We start from the raw sequence: 17,028 nt of genomic DNA, 5'->3' as shown, positions 1-17,028 counted from the left end.
GCCCGGTTCCGCGGGCCCGGTGCGGTGAGCCCGGCGCGGTGGGCCCGGTGCGGTCCCCGGTGGACCGGGCGGCGATGCTGCTCCGGTGAATCTAGGGTGCGCGGCGGTGGTCGGGTCGTCCGGTCCCACTGAGCGGTAACCGGCCGCCCTGAACCGGCGCGGGACCGGGGGCGGGGCCCGGCGCGGAGTCCGCGCGGGGGGCCGGCCGGAACCGGCGGCGCCCGGGATCCGCCCGGGCGCCGCCATCGGGTTCAGTCGGTCATGTCCTCGGCGGCCAGTGCCGCGAAGGCCATCGCCGTGCCGATCGGGATGCCCGGCCCCGGGTAGAACGACCCGGTGAACGACGCGCTGGTGTTGCCCGCCGCGTACAGTCCGGCGATCGGTGTGCCGTCCGCCCGCAGGACCCGCGCCGACGCATCGGTGACCAGGCCGCCCTTGGTGCCCAGGTCCGAGAGCACGAGCCGCACCGCGTAGTAGGGCGCCTCGCGGACGGGCCGCAGCACGGGCTCGCCGAACCAGTGCCCGAACTCGTCCGCCTCCCGGGCGAAATCCTCGTCCTTTCCGTTGTCGGCGAAGCGGTTGAACCGCTCGACGGTCGCCGTCAGCCGGCCGGCGTCCACGCCCGTCAGCGCGGCCAGCTCCGTCAGGGAGCCGGCCTTCACCAGCGTGCCGGAGTCCAGGTGGGCGGCAGGATCGCCCCACGGCGGCTGGGTGACCGCCGGGAGCCGGCCCCCGGTGCGGGAGTCGAAGACCACGTAGGAGGGCGTCCGGTCCGGGTGAGCCTGCATCTCCCGGCCGAACCGGTCGTAGGGCAGGGACTCGTTGGCGTAGCGCGCGCCGTGCGCGTCGACGACCAGGCCGCCGGTGAAACCGCAGACGAAGGACGGCTGCCCGTCGGGCATCGGGACGCCCGGACACCACCAGCCCTCGTTCATCAGCTCGGTGGCCGCGCCGATCGCGACCGCCGCCTCGATGGCCTCACCGGTGTTGGTGCCGGCCGGGGCCATGGAACAGCCGGCGCTGCCGGGGACCCCGTGGGCGCGGCGCAGTCCCTCGTTGCGCTCGAACCCGCCGGCGGCCAGCAGGACGCCCTTGCGCGCCCCGATCCGGATACGGCGGCCGTCCTGGACGGCGACGATCCCGGTGACCCGTTCGGTTGTGGCCACCAGCTCGGCCATGCGGGTGTCCGTGGACACGGCACCGCGGCCGGTGCGGTGGTATGCGAGCAGCAGCCGGCCGATCAGCGCGCGCCCGGCGGTGAGCGGGGCCGACTCGTCGTTCCCCTGGCCCGCCCGGTCGCGGTCCAGCGGCGGACGGACCAGGCCGAGCAGGTCACCCATCTCCCCGGGGTCGAGGTTCAGGGGGATGAACGAGCGTCCGCCCGGCACCCTTCCGGGCCGCTCGTAGTAGTCGGGGAACGCCTGGAACCGGAACGCGAGCGCCGGGTCCTCCTCCAGCCGCTCGACCAGGGCGGGCGCCTCCGCCAGGAAGGACTCCCGCTTGTCGGCGCCGGCGTCGCCCAGCAGCGCGCGCAGGTAGGTGCGGGCCGATTCGGTGGAGTCGGCGACGCCGTCCCGCCGCTGCACCGGTGATCCGGGCAGCCACATGGCGGCGCCGGAGTACGCGCTCGTCCCGCCGAGGGTGCCCGCCCGCTCCACGACGACGGTCTCCGCACCCGCGCGGGCGGCCAGATACGCGCCGGTCAGCGCCCCGCCCCCGGATCCCACGACGACGACGTCGTACTCCTCGTCCCACTCCTGTGTCACGGTTCGGCCTCCCGCACTCGCCGCTGCACGGCGTTCATGAGATGTCCTGTACGGCGTCAGGAAACCGCAGCCACCGCGGTGCACCCGCCGCGGTCCCACTCAGCAGTACACGGAGGTGCGCGGTCGTGCCGCGGACGCTGTGATGGGGGCAGCGCCGCCTCCCCGTCCACCGGGGACGGTGCCACCGATACCATGAGGTGCCTCAGCACTCGTACTCACCAGCCGGGAGGGGGCAACCGTGCCCAGAGTCGCCGAGGAACGGCCGGCGGCGGAGCCGCAGTCACCCGGGCAGAAGGCCCGGTACGCGCGCATCCTGAACGCCGCGGCCCGGCTCGGCGCCGAACGCGGCCTGGAGCACGTGCAGATGCACGACGTGGCCAAGGAGGCCGGCGTCGCCATCGCCACGCTGTACCGCTACTTCCCCTCCAAGACGCACCTGTTCACCGCGATCATGGCCGACCAGGTCGACCACATGGACGACCTCTCGCCGGAGATCGTCGCGGCCGAGAACCCCGTCGACGCCGTCGCCGAGACGCTTCTGCGCTCCACCCGGCACATGCTGCGCACCCCGCTGCTGTCCAGCGCCATCATGCAGAGCAACTACGCGGCACACACCGCCACCGTCAGCGAGGCCGCCGCCATCGAGGCCAAGGTGCACCGCACGGTCCTGAGACTGCTCGGCCTCGAACACCCCACCGACCGCGACAACCGCCTGATACGGCTGCTGATGAAGAGCTGGCACGGCGTCCTCGTCGCCGCGCTCTACGGCCACACGTCCCCGGCCGACGCGGAGACCGAGATCCGGCTCGCCTGCGAGGTGCTCCTCGCGGGCCGCTCGAACGCCCCGGCCGTCTGAGCCCCTGCCCGCGCGGCGGGCCGCTCGCTCGTCATCGCTCCCCGGCCGGCGGGCCCGTGCACCGCCTCCCGGTCAACGGGATCGTCCGTGCCCGCCCGATGCCCGCCTGCTTCGATCGGGACCGATGACGACGAACGCCGCCGGGCCCCTCCCGGCGGGAAGGGGGGAACATGGACATCGGCAATCCACTGGATTTCTCGGACCGGGTCGTGGTGGTGACCGGCGGAACGAAGGGCATCGGCTTCGCCATCGCCGAGACGTTCCTCGCTGCCGGGGCGCACGTCGTGGTCTGCGGGCGGAGCGAACCCCGGGCACTGCCGGCCGCGCGTACCCGGCAGGCGGTCTTCCTCGCCGCCGACGTGCGTGATCCCGAGGCCGCGAGCGGGCTGATCGACGGCGCGGTGGCCCGGTTCGGACGCCTGGACGTCCTGGTCAACAACGCGGGCGGCTCCCCCGACGCCGACGCGGCGACCGTCTCGCCGCGCTTCGTGGAGAAGATCGTCGCGTTGAACCTGCTCGCGCCCTTCTGGACCGCCCAGGCGGCGAACCGTGTGATGCGGGACCAGGACGAGGGCGGCTCGGTCATCAACATCGGCAGTGTCTCCGCGCACGACCCGCAGCCCGGCACCGCCGCCTACACGGCCGCGAAGGCCGGGCTGCTCGGTCTCACCCGGGCCCTGGCCCTGGAGTGGGCGCCCAAGGTGCGCGTCAACCACGTCACCACCGGTCTGATCCGCACCGAGAGCGCCGCGTCCGTGTACGGCGAGGACGGCGGGGCCGCGGTCGCCGGGGTGATCCCGATGGGCCGGATGGCGGTCCCCTCGGACATCGCCCGGACCTGCCTGTACCTGGCCGGGAACCTGGCCCGTTACGTCAACGGCGCCGACGTGGCCGTGCACGGCGGCGGTGAGGTGCCCGCCCGCTACCTCGCGGTGAGGTCCTCGGACACGCGGTGAACCCGCGGCCGCGGACCTGAGCGCGGACCGCGGACCTGAGCGCGGGCGAGGCGGGTCACCGACCCGGACGAGGCCGGCCCCGGTGTGCCCGGGGCCGGCCTCGCCGTGTTCCGCCCCGGCCGCCCACCGTCGAGGTCGCCGGCCTCCCGCGCGGTGACCGGGCGACGGCGTCCGGCGTGCCGTCGTTCGCCCCGAGCCCGGACCGGGCGACGGGGACCTCCCGCGGGAGCGACGGCGCCGCCGGCTGTGCCGGGTCAGACGAGGTTGTCCTCGACGGTCAGGCCCAGCGCGACGCGGCCGTACATGGCCAGGGTCCGCTCGACGTCGTTGGCGACGTGCACACTGCCGGCGTGCGCGTCGCGCCAGGCGCGTTCGATCGGGTTGCCGCGCCGCAGCGAGTTGCCGCCGGCCGTCTTGAACAGCAGGTCGATCGCGGCGACGGCGCGTTCGGTGCCGCGCACCTGGTCCCGGCGGGTCCTCAGGCGCAGTTCCGCCGGGATGTCGCGGCCCTCGGCCGCGCACGCGGTCAGCTCCCTGATGTTGCGGTCCATCTGGAGGATCGTCGCGTCGATCTCGGACGCCGCCCGCGCGACCGCCACCTGGGTGTGCGGGTCCTCGGCGAACCGGCCGCCGCCCAGGCTCAGCCGCGCCCTTTCCTGCATCAGGCGGATGTAGGACTCGTAGCCGCCGGCGACTGCTCCGACGAGGGGGGCGGTGACCGCGCTGGTGAACACGGCCGCGAACGGCAACCGGTACAGCGGGCCCGGGTTGACCTGCTGGCCGGGGCCCTTCAACTGTGCCTGCTCGTAGTTGCGGATGATCCGGTGTTCCGGGACGAATGCCTGCTCGACGATGATGTCGTGGCTGGCGGTGCCGCGCAGCCCCACGACGTCCCACGCGTCCTCGATCCGGTAGCCGGACCGGGGCACGAGCACGGTCAGGAAGTCGACCGGCCGCCCCTTGTCACCGACCACCAGGGCGCCCAGCAACGCCCAGCGGGCGTACCGGCAGCCGGAGGAGAAACTCCAGCGGCCGGTCAGCCGGTAACCCCCGTCGACGGGGGTGAGGCGTCCCACCGGCGCGTACGCGGACGAGATCAGCGCGTCGGGGTCGTCGCCCCACACCTCGGCCTGCGCCTCGGCGGCGAAGAGCCCCAGCTGCCAGGGGTGCACGCCCAGTACGGAGGTGATCCAGCCGGTGGAGCAGCAGGCGGCCGAGAGGGCGCGTACGACCTCGTAGAAGTCGACCGGGTCGGCCTCCTGCCCGCCGAACGGGCGGGGCTGGAGCATCCGGAAGACACCGGCGTCGGTCAGTTCGCGCACGGTCTCCTCGGGGACGCGTCCCTCCTCGTCGGTGGCCCGGGCCCGCTCCGCGACAGCCGGGAGCAGGGCGCGCACCTTCTCCAGAACGGTGTTCCCCATCGTGTCGTCCCCTTCGAGTGTCCCTACCGGGCGTCCGGAGCGGTCCGGACGCCCAGCTCGGTCTTGCGGATCTTTCCTGCGGCGTTGCGTGGGAAGGCGTCGAGGATGACGACTTCGCGGGGCACCTTGAAGTTCGCCAGGCGGGTGCGGCAGAAGCCGGCCAGTTCCGCCGGGGTGGTCTCGGCGCCGGGGCGGAGGGTGACGTAGGCGCGTCCCACCTCGCCGAGCCGGTCGTCGGGGACGCCGACGACGGCCGCCTCCGAGACGGCGTCGTGCCGGCTGAGGAGCTGTTCGATCTCCGCCGGGTAGACGTTGAACCCGCCGACGACGAACATCTCTTTGGAGCGTCCGGTGAGGGTCAGCCGGCCGCCCTCGTCGAGGTGCCCGACGTCCCCGGTGGTCAGCCAGCCCTCGTCGTCGACCGCGTCGGCGGTGGCCCGGGGGTCGTCCAGGTAGCCGAGCATCACGTTGTAGCCGCGGACCAGGACCTCGCCGTCCTCCCCCGGGGGCAGCGGGCGGCCGTCGGCGCCGGCCACCCGGACCTCGACGCCGTCGATGGGGCGGCCCGCCGTACGGGCGACGGTCTCGTCGTCGTCATCGGCCCGGCAGACGGTCACGGTGCCGCAGGACTCGGTGAGGCCGTAGGCGGTGACCACGACCGGGAAGAGTTCCGCCCGTACCCGTTTGACCAGGGCGACCGGCACCGTGGCGGCGCCGGTGACGGCCAGGCGCAGGGAGGACAGGTCGTGGCGGTCGCGGCCGGGGGCGTCCAGCAGGGTGGTGAAGACGGTGGGCGGGCCGGGCAGGACGGTGATGGTCTCGTCCTCGATCAGCCGCATGGTCCGCGCCACGTCGAAGACGGGCTGCAGCACCATGGTCGCGCCGCGCAGCAGGCAGGCCAGGACGCCCGCCTTGTAGCCGAAGCAGTGGAACATCGGGCTGATGATCAGGTAGCGGTCGCCACGGGTCAGTCCGGTCCGCTCCGACCACGCCAGATAGGTGAGGACGTTCTGGCGGTGCGTGGTCATCACGCCCTTGGGGCGGCCGGTGGTACCGGAGGTGAACAGCACGTCCGACACGTCGTCCTCCCGCACGGCCGAGGACCTGTCGGCGGCGTCGGCGGCGGGGACGGACGCGCCCAGACGCAGGAACGCCTCCCAGGCCGTGGCACGCGGGCGGCCGGACCGGGCGCCCCGGTCGGCCCGGTCGCCCGGATCGCCTGGATCACCTGGATCGCCGGAATCACCCGGATCGCCTGCGTCGCCCTCGTCGGCGATGTCGACCACGTGGGCCAGCTCGGGCAGGCCGGGCACCGGGCCCCGCTCCCCGGTCACGGCGCCGATCATGGCGAGGTAGTCGTTGCCGAGGAAGCCGTCCGCCACGAACAGCAGCCGGGCTCGGCTCTTCTCCAGCAGCCAGTGGGCCTCGTCGCCCTTGTACCGGGTGTTGACGGGGACCAGCACCGCCCCCACGCCCAGCACGCCGAGCGCGATCGTGATCCAGCGGGCGCTGTTGGGTGCCCACAGCGCCACCCGCTCGCCGCGCTGGACGCCGAGCGCCATGAGCGACCGGGTGACGGCGAGGGCGCGCTCGTGCAGTTGGCGGTTGGTCAGCCGCAGGTCGCCGTCGACCAGGGCCTCCGAGTCCGGACAGGTCTCGGCGGCGGCGGCGAGGACGGCGGGGACGGTGCTCTCGTCGACCGGCATGCCCCTCACTCCCCGGGGAGGAGGCGCCGGGATGCCTCGTGGGCGCCGTGGACGAGCCGGGCTCGGTCGCGGACGGCAGCACGATTCTCGGCCGTCGCCAGGTTTCCGCCGGCCACCCACAGGGGACCGTCCGCCAGGTGTTCCAGGCCTTCGCGGGCGACGTCGTCGGGGTCGGCGACGTCGAGACCGGGCAGGTCCATGCGCAGGCCCGCCCGTTCCATCGCGGGGGTGCGGGTCACGCCGAGGACGAGTTCGAGGACGTGCACGTGGTGCGGTGCGAGCTCCAGCCACAGTCCCTCGGCGAAGACCCTGCTGAACGCCTTCACCGCGGAGTAGATGCTCAGCCGTGCCTGGCCCATGTAGCCGGCGAGCGAGCCGACGAGCAGGATGCCGCCCCGGCCGCGTTCCTTCATGAACGTTCCGAAGTGGTGGGCGAGGGCGAGCTGAGAGGTGATGTTGAGGTCGATCACGCCCTGGAACCGGTCGAGTTCACCGCCGATGAACTCGTGGCCGTAGGTGTTGGCGCCCGCGTTGAAGATCAGCAGGCCGACCTCCAGGCCGTCGGTGGCGGCGGCGATCGTCCTGACCGCGCCGGGGTCGAGCAGGTCGAGCCGGAGGGTGCGCGCCTCGACGCCCTTGGCGCGGACCTCGGCGGCCGTCCGTTCCAGGGGGCCCGCCTTGCGGGCGATGAGCACCAGGTTGATCCCGGCGTCGGCGAGCCGGTGGGCGAAGCGGGCGCCCACCCCCTCCGATCCGCCGGCGACGACCGCCCACGGGCCGTAGACGTCCTTGTCGATCATCGGCTTCCTTCCTGCGGAGATACGGGCCGCGCGGTGGCGGGCGGAGTGCGGGCGTTGCCGCGGCGGGCCGGTGCGCCGGCCCGCCGCGGACGGCCGGTGCCTCAGTTGCCGGGCACGGGCTGTGTGCCGGTGGTGTCGAGCGCGGCGACGCTGTAGGCCGCGAAGGTGCGGTACCGGTCGCGGCCGGAGAAGTACGGGGTCAGGCCGGCCTCCAGTTCCTCGGGCGTGAAGGTGCCGTCGGCCGCCGTGAACTTCTTCTCGACGGTGGGGGGTGCGAGCAGGGCGACCATGTCCCCGTAGACGACGAAGACCTGTCCGCTGATCTCCTCGGCGGCCGGGGAGGCGAGGTAGCCGACGAACGTCGCGACGCGCTCCGGGGCCATGATGTCGAGGCCGCCCTCGGCGGTCGCGCCGGTGCCGAACGCCTCGGCGGTCATGGCGGTGCGGGCGCGCGGGCAGATGGCGTTGGCGCGGACGCCGTAACGGGCGAGTCCCTGCGCGGTGGAGAGGGTGAGCGCGGTGATACCGGCTTTGGCCGCGGAGTAGTTGGGCTGGCCGGGGGCACCGAAGAGGAACGCCTCGGACGAGGTGTTGACGACCCGTCCGTAGACGGGGCCGCCCGCCGCCTTGCTGGCCGACCGCCAGTGCGCGGCGGCGGCCCGGATGACGGCCGCGTGGCCCTTGAGGTGGACGCGGATGACGTCGTCCCAGTCGGACTCGGTCAGGTTGAACACCATCTTGTCGCGCAGGATGCCCGCGTTGTTGACGACGATGTCCAGGCTGCCGAAGGTCTCCAGCGCGGTGAGGACCAGGCGGTCGCCCATGGACCAGTCACCGACGTCGCCGGTGACGGCGACGGCGTCGCCGCCGAGGGCCTTGATCTCGGCGACGACCTCCTCGGCGGCGGGGCCCACGTCGTTGACGACGACGCGGGCCCCCTGGGCGGCCAGCGCCAGCGCCTCGCTGCGGCCCAGGCCGGCCCCCGCCCCGGTGACGACGGCGGTACGTCCTTCCAGGCTGGTCCTCGTGCTCATGCTGCCTCTTTCGTTCCTGTCCTGCGTGGCGGATACGGCGCGGCAGAAACTAGTACGAATTCTGGTTTCGCCTTCGTGGCCGTCCCGCTGAGTGGTGAGCGCTCGCTCGGGCCGGTGCGGAGCGGGTTGTCATACGAAGCGGGCCGAGACGTCTCCCAGGCCGTCGAACTCCGCCCGGAAGTGGTCCCCCGGCCGGGCGTCGACCGCCGCGGTGCACGAACCGGGCAGGATCACGTGGCCGGCCTCCAGCCGCACCCCGAACGCCGCGACCTTCCGGGCCAGCCAGGCGACCGCCACGGTCGGGTCGCCCAGGACCGCGCTGGTGCGGCCGCGCGCGATCTCCTCGCCGCCCCGGTACAGCACGGCGCCGATGTCGGCCAGGTTCAGCTCGCCGGGGGCGACGCGCTTCGCGCCGAGGAGGACTCCGGCCGAGGAGGCGTTGTCGGCGATGGTGTCCGCCAGCCCGATCCGCCAGTCGGTGATCCGGCTGTCGATGAGTTCGAGGGAGGCGACGACGTACTCCGTCGCGGCGAGGACGTCCTGCTCGGTGCAGTCCTCCCCGGGCAGGCCGTCGCCGAGGACGTAGGCGATCTCCACCTCGACGCGCGGGGAGCAGTAGCGGCCCGTCTCCACCGGGGTGTCCTCGGACAGCACCATGTCCGACAGCAGATGGCCGTAGTCGGGCTCGTCCACGCCCATCATCCGCTGCATGACCTCGGAGGACAGCCCGACCTTGTGGCCGCGCACACTCACCCCGGGCTGCTCCAGCCGCCTGCGGACGTTGCTCAGCTGGATCTCGTAGGCGTCGACGACGTCGATGCCAGGGAACGTCCCGGTCAGCGGACCGACGGGGGCGCGGTCCTGCTCCGCCCGCCACAGCAGGTCGGCGGCTGCCGCGCGGTGCGATGCGTCAAGCACCGTGAGTCTCCTTGTGCTGTCGGGGGGCGTCGGAGAGCCCCTCGGACGGGGGCGCGGCGGCGAACCGGACACGGACGCCGCTGAGGACCGGACGGCCGTACGCCGACGCCTCCAGGCGCAGCCCGCCGGGGCCGTCGTCCCAGGCGTCCGCGGTGAGCCGGTCACCGGGGAAGACGGGGGCGCTGAAGCGGGCCTCGAGCTCCGTCAGGTCGGCCGGGTGGCTGCCCAGGACGCCGGCGGCGGGCAGGGTCACGGCGGCGAGGGTGCACAGTCCGTGCAGGAACGGCCGGGGCATGCCCGCGGCGCGGGCCGCCCCCGGGTCGATGTGCATATGGTGCCGGTCGCCGAGCAGCCGGTAGTGGGCGGCCTGTTCGGGGTGCGTGGCCACGGTCAGCCGGCGGTCGGCCGCCCGCTCGGGACGCCGCGGGCCGCCCGGCCCGCGCTCCCCGCCGAAGCCGCCGCCGCCGGGGGCGAACAGGGACCAGGTCGCCAGGAAGTGGTCGCTCTCCACCTCGACGTCGAAGACGGCGGCACCGCCCTTGTCCCACACCTCGGCGACACGGGCCGTCATCGACAGTTCCCCGGCCCGCGGCAGCGGCCGGCGCACGGTGAGGCGCTGCGAGCCGTGTACCGCGGTCGCGGTGTCGAAGGCGCCGAGCGCGCCGAGCGCGTCGGGGGCCCACTGGGCCAGGGTCAGCGCGAAGGTCGGCAGGACCCTCAGGCGTTCCTCGAAGACCAGGTCGAGATCGTCGGCCCGCGCGCCCACCGCGAGCGCGTAGAGGATCGCGTCGCGCTCGGTGTACGCGACCGTACGCGTGCCGAGGTCGTGGCCGCGCCACGGGGAAACGGCCGGGGAAGCGGCCGGGGATGCGGTCATCGGGCGGCTCCCAGGATCAGGCCGCTGGTCGGCACGCCGGTGCCGGCGGTGACCAGGACGTGGGCGGCGTTCTCGGGCTGGTTCACGGAGGTGCCGCGGACCAGCCGGACGGCCTCGGCGATGCCGTTCATGCCGTGCAGATAGGCCTCGCCGAGCTGTCCGCCATGGGTGTTCGTCGGCAGCCTGCCGCCGAGTTCCAGGTGTCCGTCGGCGATGAAGTCCTTCGCCTCGCCGGTGGCGCAGAAGCCCAGCTCCTCCAGTTGCGGGAGCACCAGCGGGGTGAAGTGGTCGTAGAGGATCGCGGCGTCGATGTCGTCGGGACCGAGGCCGCTCTGCCCGTACAGCTGCCGCCCGACCAGGCCCATCTCCGGGATGCCGCTGATGCGCTCCCGGTAGTAGCTGGTCATCATGTGCTGGTCGTCGCCCGAGCCCTGTGCCGCGCCGAGGATCACGGCGGGCGGGTGGGGCAGGTCGCGGGCGCGCTCGGCGGAGACGATCACCAGGGCCTGGCCGCCGTCGGTCTCCTGACAGCAGTCCAGCAGCCGCAGTGGTTCGGCGATCCAGCGTGAACTCTGGTGATCCGCGAGGGTGATGGGACGGCCGTGGAACCAGGCGGCCGGGTTGTTCGCCGCGTGCTTGCGGTCCAGGACCGCGACCCGGCCGAAGTCCTCGCCGACGGCGCCGTACTCGTGCATGTAGCGGCGGGCGAACATGGCCACCCACTGGGCGGGGGTGTTCAGCCCGAACGGCGTCATCCAGGAGTAGGCGGCCCGGTCCGCGCCGGTGTCCATGGCCCGGTCGGCCTGCCCGAGGCCGTAGCGTTCGCCGGAGCGCTCGTTGAAGGCGCGGTAGCAGACGACGACCTCGGCGGCCCCGGTGGCCACGGCCATGGCCGCCTGCCGCACGGTGCCGCAGGCGGCTCCGCCGCCGTAGCCGATGCGGGAGAAGAAGGTCAGCTCGCCCATGCCCGTGTTGCGGGCCACGTGGATCTCGCCGCTGGTGTCGGCGGTGAAGGTGACCAGGCCGTCGACGTCGGCGGGGGTGAGGCCCGCGTCGGCGAGGGCGGCGAGGACGGCCTCGCAGGCCAGCCGGAGCTCGCTGCGCCCGGAGTTCTTGGAGAACTCGGTGGCGCCGATGCCGGCGATCACGGCGCTGCCGGCCAGTGCGGTCGTGCTCATCGCGTACCGGCCTTCCGCGGCAGGCGCACGGTGACGGTGCCGGTGACGTGCGCGCCGACGCCGTTGGTGCCGCGGACGGCGATCTCGACCCGGCCGGCGTCCCCGGCATCGTCGGTCTTCGCGGTGACCCGGCCGGTGAGCACCATGGTGTCGCCGGGGTGGTTGGGCGCGCCCAGGCGGACGCGGATCGCCCGCACGGACGCGGCCGGTCCCGCCCATCCGGTGACGTACCGGTCGACCAGGCCGTTGCTGGTCAGGATGTTCATGAAGACGTCCTTCGAGCCGCGTTCGCGGGCCAGTTCGGGATCGTGGTGCACGTCCTGGAAGTCGCGGCCGGCGAGGGCCGTGGCGACGATCAGGGTCCGGGTCACCGGGATCTCCAGCGGCGGCAGCTCCTCACCGACCGCCACCTCGTCGTACGAACGGGTCGCCGCCGTCGTCATGAGGTCACCGCCTTGCCCGCCAGGAGGTCCCCGAGCCGGGACAGGTCCCCGGCGGCCCCGCCGAGGGTGGTGGAGACCTGCTTGCCCCACAGGAAGTGGCGGTGGACCGGGTAGTCGGTGTCGACGCCGATGCCGCCGTGCACGTGCTGGACGCGGTGGACGACGTTGAGACCGCCCTCACCGGCCCACCACTTGGCGACCAGCACCGGCTGCTCGGTGTCCTCGCCGTCCTCCAGCGCGGTCACCGCCTGCCACAGGGTCACCCGCATCGCGTCGGTCTCGATGACGCAGTCGGCGAGCTGGTGCTGGACGGCCTGGAAGGTGGCGAGGGGGCGGCCGAACTGCTCCCGGGTGCTGAGGTGATCGGCCGCGTACCGCACCGCGCCCTCGGCCACGCCCAGCTGCACGGCGGCGAGCGCCACCCGGGCACGGTCGGTGATCCACTCCACCGCTCCGGTCCCGGGCGCGCCGACCGCCTCGGCCGGGGTGGAGTCCAGGTCGAGGTGGGCGGCGAGGTCGTAGGTGGTGGTCTCGGCCGGCGTCCAGGTCGTGCCGGGCGCGTCGCGGCCCACGAGGAAGAGGCCGGTGCCCGCGTCGGTGACGGCGCTGACCAGCACCTGCTCCGCACCGGCCGGGGACGGTACGACCGCCTTGGTGCCGGTGAGCCGCCAGCCCGCTCCCTCGGGCGCGGCCGTGGTCAGCGGCGTACAGGGGTCCGCGGGGGCGAACTCCTCCAGCGCCAGGGTGATCCTGCCCGTGCCGTCGGCCGCGGCCGGGAGCAGCGCGGCGCGCTGCCCGGCCGAGCCGTGGGCGGAGAGGGCCAGCGCCCCGAGGACGGCCGGCCAGAGCGGCACGGGTGCCACGCGGCGGCCCTGCTCCTCCAGCAGGACGCAGAGTCCGGCCAGGTCCAGACCGGCGCCGCCGGCTTCCTCGGGGAGGGGCGCGGCGAGCAGTCCCGCCGCGCTCAGGTCCGCCCAGAGCTTGTCGTCGACGCGGGTCGCGGACGTCTCGACCGCCCGGAGCCGTTCGGGCGTGGCGTGGTCGGTGAAGATCTCACGGGCCAGGTTGCGCAGTTCCTCGAGTTCTTCTCCCAGCGAGAAGTCCATCAGCGGTCCTCCGTGGCGACAGGCCGGAACACCGGCAGGGACAGGTCGGGGTCGGCGTCCAGCCAGTCGAGGACGACGGGCATGTCGACGGTGACGTCCTCGGGCGCGACGCCGGTCAGGTTGGTGATCAGCCGGGTGCCCTCGGCGAGTTCGACGACCGCGACGACCAGCGGGTAGTCGAACGCCGGGTGCCTGGGGTGGTGGTTGACGGTGAAGCTGTGGACACGGCCGCGGCCCGAGGCCCGCACGGTGTCCCAGGCGAAGGAGCCGCAGTGCGGGCAGCAGGGGCCGGGAGGGTGGCGCAGGGTCCCGCAGGAGACGCAGCGCTGGATGACCAGCCGGTGCTCCTTGGCCGCCTCGAACCAGAAGGTGTTGTCCCGGTTGAGGGCGGGACGGGGGCGAAGGGGACGCGGCGCGGCGGTCTGCGTGGCGGCGGGCGTCGCGGCGGCGGGTGCCGGGGCGGCGGGCGTCGCGGCGGCCGGGGCGGCGGATGTCGCGGCGGGCCGGAAGCGGAGTGTGCGCCAGCGCTGGGTGGCGACGATCTCGCCGTCCTGGTCGCGGTAGGTCTTCACCGTGGTCACGAAACGGCCGACGCCCAGCCCGGTCTTCTTCTCCGGCGAGATCGACTCCACGACCTCCTGTACGGAGACGTGGTCGCCCGGCACCAGTTCGCGCGCGAACTCCAGTTCCGAATCGGTCGCCACGACGGAGGTGTAGCCGCCCTCGCCGAGCAGCTCGACCAGCTCGTCGAAGCCGCGGCGGCCGCCGGACGGCGGCGAGACGGTGGCGGCGTATCCGCGCATCGTCCACGCCTGCACCATCGAGGCGGGGGCGACCACACCCGGCCGCCCGGTGGCGCGGGCCGCGGCCTCGTCGGTGTAGACCGGGTTGGTGTCGCCCATGGCCTCGGCCCAGTGCCGGATCATCGGCTGGTTCACCGGGTCCTGGCCGGGGGTGAGGGGCGTCAGCTCGCGGCCGACGAAGGCCGCCAGCCGCTCCTCGTACTCCGCGGCGACACCGGTGTTCCCGACGCCCTCGGCACTCCCGTCGTTCCCGTTGCTCCCGGCGTTCCCGGCGTTCGTACGCTGCGTGGTCACCGGCCACGCCCTTCGCGGGGAAGCCCCAGCCCCTGGACGGCGACCATGTCGCGCAGCACCTCGTTGACGCCGCCGCCGAAGGTGTTGACGATGCCCTGCCGGGAGAGCTGCTCGACCTGCCCGGCCAGGATCGCGCCGGGCGACTCGGGGCGGATGCGGCCCGCCGCGCCGAGGATCTGGGTCAGGGTGCGCTGCACGTCGATGTGGGTCTCGGTGCCGTACGTCTTGGCCGCGCCGGCGTCGGCGCCGGTGAGCCGGTCGTGGGCGACGGCGTCGGTCATCTTCCAGTTCATCAGCCGCATCGCCTCCAGGCGGGCGTGGGTGCGGGCGAACTCCCGGCGGACCCAGGGCTGTTCGAGGGTGCCGTTGTCCCCGGCCCACTCCAGGACCCGTTCCCACAACTGGATCATGCGACCGCCCAGCGCGGCCAGGCCGATGCGCTCGTGGTTGAGCTGGGCCGTCATCAGCCGCCAGCCGCCGTTCACCTCGCCGACCACGTCGGTGGCGGGCACCCGCACACCGCCGTAGTAGGTGGCGGTGACGACCATGCCGCCGACCGTGCGGATGGGGCTCCAGGAGAAGCCCTCCGCGTCGGTGGGCACGATCAGGATGGAGATGCCCCGGTGCTTCGCCGCGTCGGGGTCGGTACGGGCGGCCAGCCACACGTAGTCGGCGGTGTTGGCGCCGCTGGTGAAGATCTTGCCGCCGTCGACGGTGAAGTGGTCGCCGTCGCGCACCGCCCGGGTGCCGAGGGAGGCCAGGTCGGTGCCCGCGCCCGGCTCGGTGTAGCCGATCGCGAAGACGACGTCACCGGAGAGGATGCCCGGCAGGAACCGCTTCTTCTGCTCCTCGGTCCCGTACCGCATGAGCGTGGGCCCGACCGTGTTGACGGTGACGAACGGGAAGGGCAGGCCGGCTCGTTGGACCTCGTCGAAGAACACGTACTGCTCCTCGACGGAACGCCCCTGGCCGCCGTACTCCGTGGGCCAGCCGATGCCCAGCCAGCCGTCGGCACCGAGCCGGCCGACGATCTCGCGGAAGCGGGGGCCGCCGACGCCCTCCTCGCCGGCGCGGCGCCGTTCGTCCTCGGGCAGCAGGCCCGAGAAGTACGCCCTCAGCTCACGGCGCAGTTCGAGCTGCTCGGCGCTCTCGCGCAGTCGCATGTGGTTCTCCAGTTCCTCTCGTGTCCTCGCCGGCGGGGGTGGTCAGGGCAGGAAGCGTCCGCGGCCGCTGGCGAGGAACTCCGCGCGCAGCGCCGCCTTGTCCTCGTCGGTCATCAGGACGTACCCGGGCTCTCCGCGTCCCCGCCGGTGGTAGACGGGGTCGTCCACGCGCCAGCCCTCGACCTGCATCTCCTTCTTGCGGAGCTTGCCCGAACCGGTGGTGGGCAGGGCGTGGGAGACGCGGACGTAGCGTGGTGCGCCCTTGGTGCCCAGATCGCGCTGGCCGGCGAGGAACTCGGGCAGCCGCAGTTCCTCGAAGCGCTTGCCCTCGGGCAGTTCGACGGCGGCCATGACCTGGTCGCCGGAGCGGGGGTCGGGGACGCCGAAGACCGCGGCGGCGACGATGTCGGGGTGCCGGCGCAGGACGCGTTCGGTCAGCAGGGCGGAGGTGTTCTCCCCGTCGACGCGGATCCAGTCCCCGCTGCGTCCGGCGAAGTAGAAGTACCCGGCCTCGTCGACGTATCCGAGGTCGCCGGTCCAGTACCAGCCGTGGTGGACGCGTTCGGCGTTGGCGGCCTCGTTCTTGTAGTAGCCCTCGAAGCGGGCGGCTCCCCCGGTGTCGACGATCTCCCCGATGGCCTCCTCGGGGTTGCGCACCCGGCCGTGCTCGTCGAGGCGCGCGGGCGGGCAGGTCTCGCGGGTCTCGGCGCTGACGATCCGCACCCCCTCGCGCGCGGGCCTGCCGAGTGCGGTGGGCGGCCCGCCGGGCACCCGCTTGAGCATGCCGGCGCCCTCGCTGGAGCCGTAGCCCTCGATCAGGCGGCAGCCGAAGCGGCGCAGGAACGCGGCCTGGTCCTCGGGTGACGCCTCGGTGCCGAAGGCGTGGGTGAGCCGGTTGTCTCCGTCGTCGTCCCGCTCCGGGCGGGCCAGGACGTAGGCGATGGCCTTGCCGACGTAGGTGAAGAAGGTGGCGCCGAAGTACCGTACGTCCGGCAGGAAGCCGGAGGCGGAGAACTTCGGGGTGAGGGCGACGGTGGCTCCGGCCGCGAGGGCCGGGGCCCACAGGGCCATCAGCGCGTTGCCGTGGAACAGCGGCATCGGGCAGTAGCAGACGTCGTCGGCGCCGACCTCGTACTTGGCGGAGTTGCCGTGTCCGAGGGCGGCCAGCCGGCCCTGTGAGCAGATCGCCGCCTTCGAGGCGCCGGTGGTGCCGGAGGTGAACAGCAGCAGCATGCGGGTGGCGGCGGTGACCCCGGGGTCGTGGACGGGCTCGGCCGCCGCGTGCGCGGCCAGCGCCTCGTCGTAGGCCGGTTCGTCCACGATCAGGTACCGCTCCGGCGGGACGCCGAGGTCGAGCCCGTCGAGGAGCTCCAGCCCGGCCCGGTCGGTGATGATCAACTGGCAGTCGGTGTGGCGTACTTCCCGCTCCAGGTAGCTGCCGCGCCGGGTGGGGTTGATGCCGACGACGGACGCGCCGGCGAGGGCGGCGCCGCCGAGCCAGAAGACGTACTCGGGCACGTTGTCGAGGAGGACGCCGATGTGGAACGGGCCGTCGGTGCGCAGCGCACGCGCCAGGGAGGCGCGGACCGCGCTCTCGTGGACGACCTCGTCCCAGGTCCAGTCCCGCTGCCTGGTGCGCAGGCCGGGGCGGCCGTCGCCCTTGCGGGCGAGGAGCAGGCCGGCGATGGTGTCGGGTGCCAACGTCGT

Annotated in this window: 15 protein-coding genes; 2 read left to right on the top strand and 13 right to left on the bottom strand. The window is 73.6% G+C overall.

Annotation, left to right across the window (positions count from 1 at the left end; translation table 11 throughout):
* Window positions 1–251: 251 nt before the first annotated feature.
* On the bottom strand, window positions 252–1,766 hold the full coding sequence (locus VKA29_RS07315) for an FAD-binding protein (protein ID WP_324784390.1): 1,515 nt from the start codon (window positions 1,764–1,766) through the stop codon (window positions 252–254).
* Window positions 1,767–2,004: 238 nt separating this feature from the next.
* On the opposite strand from VKA29_RS07315, the gene VKA29_RS07310 reads away from it, so the two are divergent.
* The gene (locus VKA29_RS07310) at window positions 2,005–2,622 is read left to right on the top strand and encodes a TetR family transcriptional regulator (protein ID WP_324784389.1); all 618 of its coding nucleotides are present in this window, start codon (window positions 2,005–2,007) and stop codon (window positions 2,620–2,622) included.
* Between the two features lie 170 nt (window positions 2,623–2,792).
* Window positions 2,793–3,578, top strand: coding sequence for an SDR family oxidoreductase (locus tag VKA29_RS07305; protein WP_324784388.1), 786 nt, complete (start codon window positions 2,793–2,795; stop codon window positions 3,576–3,578).
* Between the two features lie 254 nt (window positions 3,579–3,832).
* On the opposite strand, the gene hsaA is transcribed toward VKA29_RS07305, so the two are convergent.
* The 12 genes from hsaA to VKA29_RS07245 all read right to left on the bottom strand — a co-directional run bounded on the left by hsaA (window position 3,833) and on the right by VKA29_RS07245 (window position 17,022).
* Window positions 3,833–4,999 (bottom strand): 3-hydroxy-9,10-secoandrosta-1,3,5(10)-triene-9,17-dione monooxygenase oxygenase subunit, encoded by a 1,167-nt coding sequence (gene hsaA / locus VKA29_RS07300; protein ID WP_324784387.1) that lies wholly within the window; start codon window positions 4,997–4,999, stop codon window positions 3,833–3,835.
* 23 nt (window positions 5,000–5,022) lie between these two features.
* Complete coding sequence (locus VKA29_RS07295) at window positions 5,023–6,705, bottom strand: FadD3 family acyl-CoA ligase (RefSeq protein WP_324784386.1); 1,683 nt, start codon at window positions 6,703–6,705, stop codon at window positions 5,023–5,025.
* A 5-nt stretch (window positions 6,706–6,710) separates the two neighbouring features.
* Entirely contained in the window at window positions 6,711–7,505 is a 795-nt protein-coding gene (locus tag VKA29_RS07290; protein ID WP_324784385.1) for an SDR family NAD(P)-dependent oxidoreductase, read from the bottom strand.
* A gap of 101 nt (window positions 7,506–7,606) precedes the next feature.
* A complete protein-coding gene (locus tag VKA29_RS07285) occupies window positions 7,607–8,539 on the bottom strand; it encodes a 3-oxoacyl-ACP reductase (RefSeq protein WP_324784384.1) in 933 nt (310 codons plus the stop codon).
* 129 nt (window positions 8,540–8,668) lie between these two features.
* Entirely contained in the window at window positions 8,669–9,457 is a 789-nt protein-coding gene (locus VKA29_RS07280; protein ID WP_324784383.1) for a 2-keto-4-pentenoate hydratase, read from the bottom strand.
* Window positions 9,450–10,334, bottom strand: a complete 885-nt coding sequence (locus tag VKA29_RS07275) for a MaoC/PaaZ C-terminal domain-containing protein (RefSeq protein ID WP_324784382.1) — start codon at window positions 10,332–10,334, stop codon at window positions 9,450–9,452. The genes VKA29_RS07280 and VKA29_RS07275 overlap by 8 nt, the downstream gene beginning before the upstream one ends.
* Window positions 10,331–11,512: a lipid-transfer protein gene (locus tag VKA29_RS07270; protein ID WP_324784381.1), complete on the bottom strand. Its 1,182-nt coding sequence runs from the start codon at window positions 11,510–11,512 to the stop codon at window positions 10,331–10,333. The genes VKA29_RS07275 and VKA29_RS07270 overlap by 4 nt, the downstream gene beginning before the upstream one ends.
* On the bottom strand, window positions 11,509–11,955 hold the full coding sequence (locus VKA29_RS07265) for a MaoC family dehydratase (RefSeq protein WP_324784380.1): 447 nt from the start codon (window positions 11,953–11,955) through the stop codon (window positions 11,509–11,511). Before VKA29_RS07265 ends, VKA29_RS07270 begins: the two co-directional genes overlap by 4 nt.
* Window positions 11,952–13,061 (bottom strand): acyl-CoA dehydrogenase family protein, encoded by a 1,110-nt coding sequence (locus tag VKA29_RS07260; protein ID WP_324784379.1) that lies wholly within the window; start codon window positions 13,059–13,061, stop codon window positions 11,952–11,954. Before VKA29_RS07260 ends, VKA29_RS07265 begins: the two co-directional genes overlap by 4 nt.
* Complete coding sequence (locus tag VKA29_RS07255) at window positions 13,061–14,158, bottom strand: bifunctional MaoC family dehydratase N-terminal/OB-fold nucleic acid binding domain-containing protein (protein ID WP_324784378.1); 1,098 nt, start codon at window positions 14,156–14,158, stop codon at window positions 13,061–13,063. Before VKA29_RS07255 ends, VKA29_RS07260 begins: the two co-directional genes overlap by 1 nt.
* Complete coding sequence (locus VKA29_RS07250) at window positions 14,155–15,321, bottom strand: acyl-CoA dehydrogenase family protein (protein ID WP_324784377.1); 1,167 nt, start codon at window positions 15,319–15,321, stop codon at window positions 14,155–14,157. Before VKA29_RS07250 ends, VKA29_RS07255 begins: the two co-directional genes overlap by 4 nt.
* Before the next feature lie 42 nt (window positions 15,322–15,363).
* A complete protein-coding gene (locus VKA29_RS07245; RefSeq protein ID WP_324784376.1) occupies window positions 15,364–17,022 on the bottom strand; it encodes an AMP-binding protein in 1,659 nt (552 codons plus the stop codon).
* Window positions 17,023–17,028: the final 6 nt, after the last annotated feature.

Origin of the sequence: Streptomyces sp. H51, from assembly GCF_035656535.1 — a bacterium.
In the GTDB taxonomy this organism is placed as follows: domain Bacteria; phylum Actinomycetota; class Actinomycetes; order Streptomycetales; family Streptomycetaceae; genus Streptomyces.
Note: the sequence above shows the minus strand (reverse complement) of the source record. Positions and strands in the feature narration are given on the sequence as shown.

Bases quoted from the DNA above. Each gene is read 5' to 3' on its own strand.
- VKA29_RS07305 (WP_324784388.1), top strand. From the start codon at position 2,793: ATGGACATCGGCAATCCACTGGATTTCTCGGACCGGGTCGTGGTGGTG.
- hsaA (WP_324784387.1), bottom strand. From the start codon at position 4,999: ATGGGGAACACCGTTCTGGAGAAGGTGCGCGCCCTGCTCCCGGCTGTC.
- VKA29_RS07295 (WP_324784386.1), bottom strand. From the start codon at position 6,705: ATGCCGGTCGACGAGAGCACCGTCCCCGCCGTCCTCGCCGCCGCCGCC.
- VKA29_RS07290 (WP_324784385.1), bottom strand. From the start codon at position 7,505: ATGATCGACAAGGACGTCTACGGCCCGTGGGCGGTCGTCGCCGGCGGA.
- VKA29_RS07285 (WP_324784384.1), bottom strand. From the start codon at position 8,539: ATGAGCACGAGGACCAGCCTGGAAGGACGTACCGCCGTCGTCACCGGG.
- VKA29_RS07275 (WP_324784382.1), bottom strand. From the start codon at position 10,334: ATGACCGCATCCCCGGCCGCTTCCCCGGCCGTTTCCCCGTGGCGCGGC.
- VKA29_RS07270 (WP_324784381.1), bottom strand. From the start codon at position 11,512: ATGAGCACGACCGCACTGGCCGGCAGCGCCGTGATCGCCGGCATCGGC.
- VKA29_RS07265 (WP_324784380.1), bottom strand. From the start codon at position 11,955: ATGACGACGGCGGCGACCCGTTCGTACGACGAGGTGGCGGTCGGTGAG.
- VKA29_RS07260 (WP_324784379.1), bottom strand. From the start codon at position 13,061: ATGGACTTCTCGCTGGGAGAAGAACTCGAGGAACTGCGCAACCTGGCC.
- VKA29_RS07250 (WP_324784377.1), bottom strand. From the start codon at position 15,321: ATGCGACTGCGCGAGAGCGCCGAGCAGCTCGAACTGCGCCGTGAGCTG.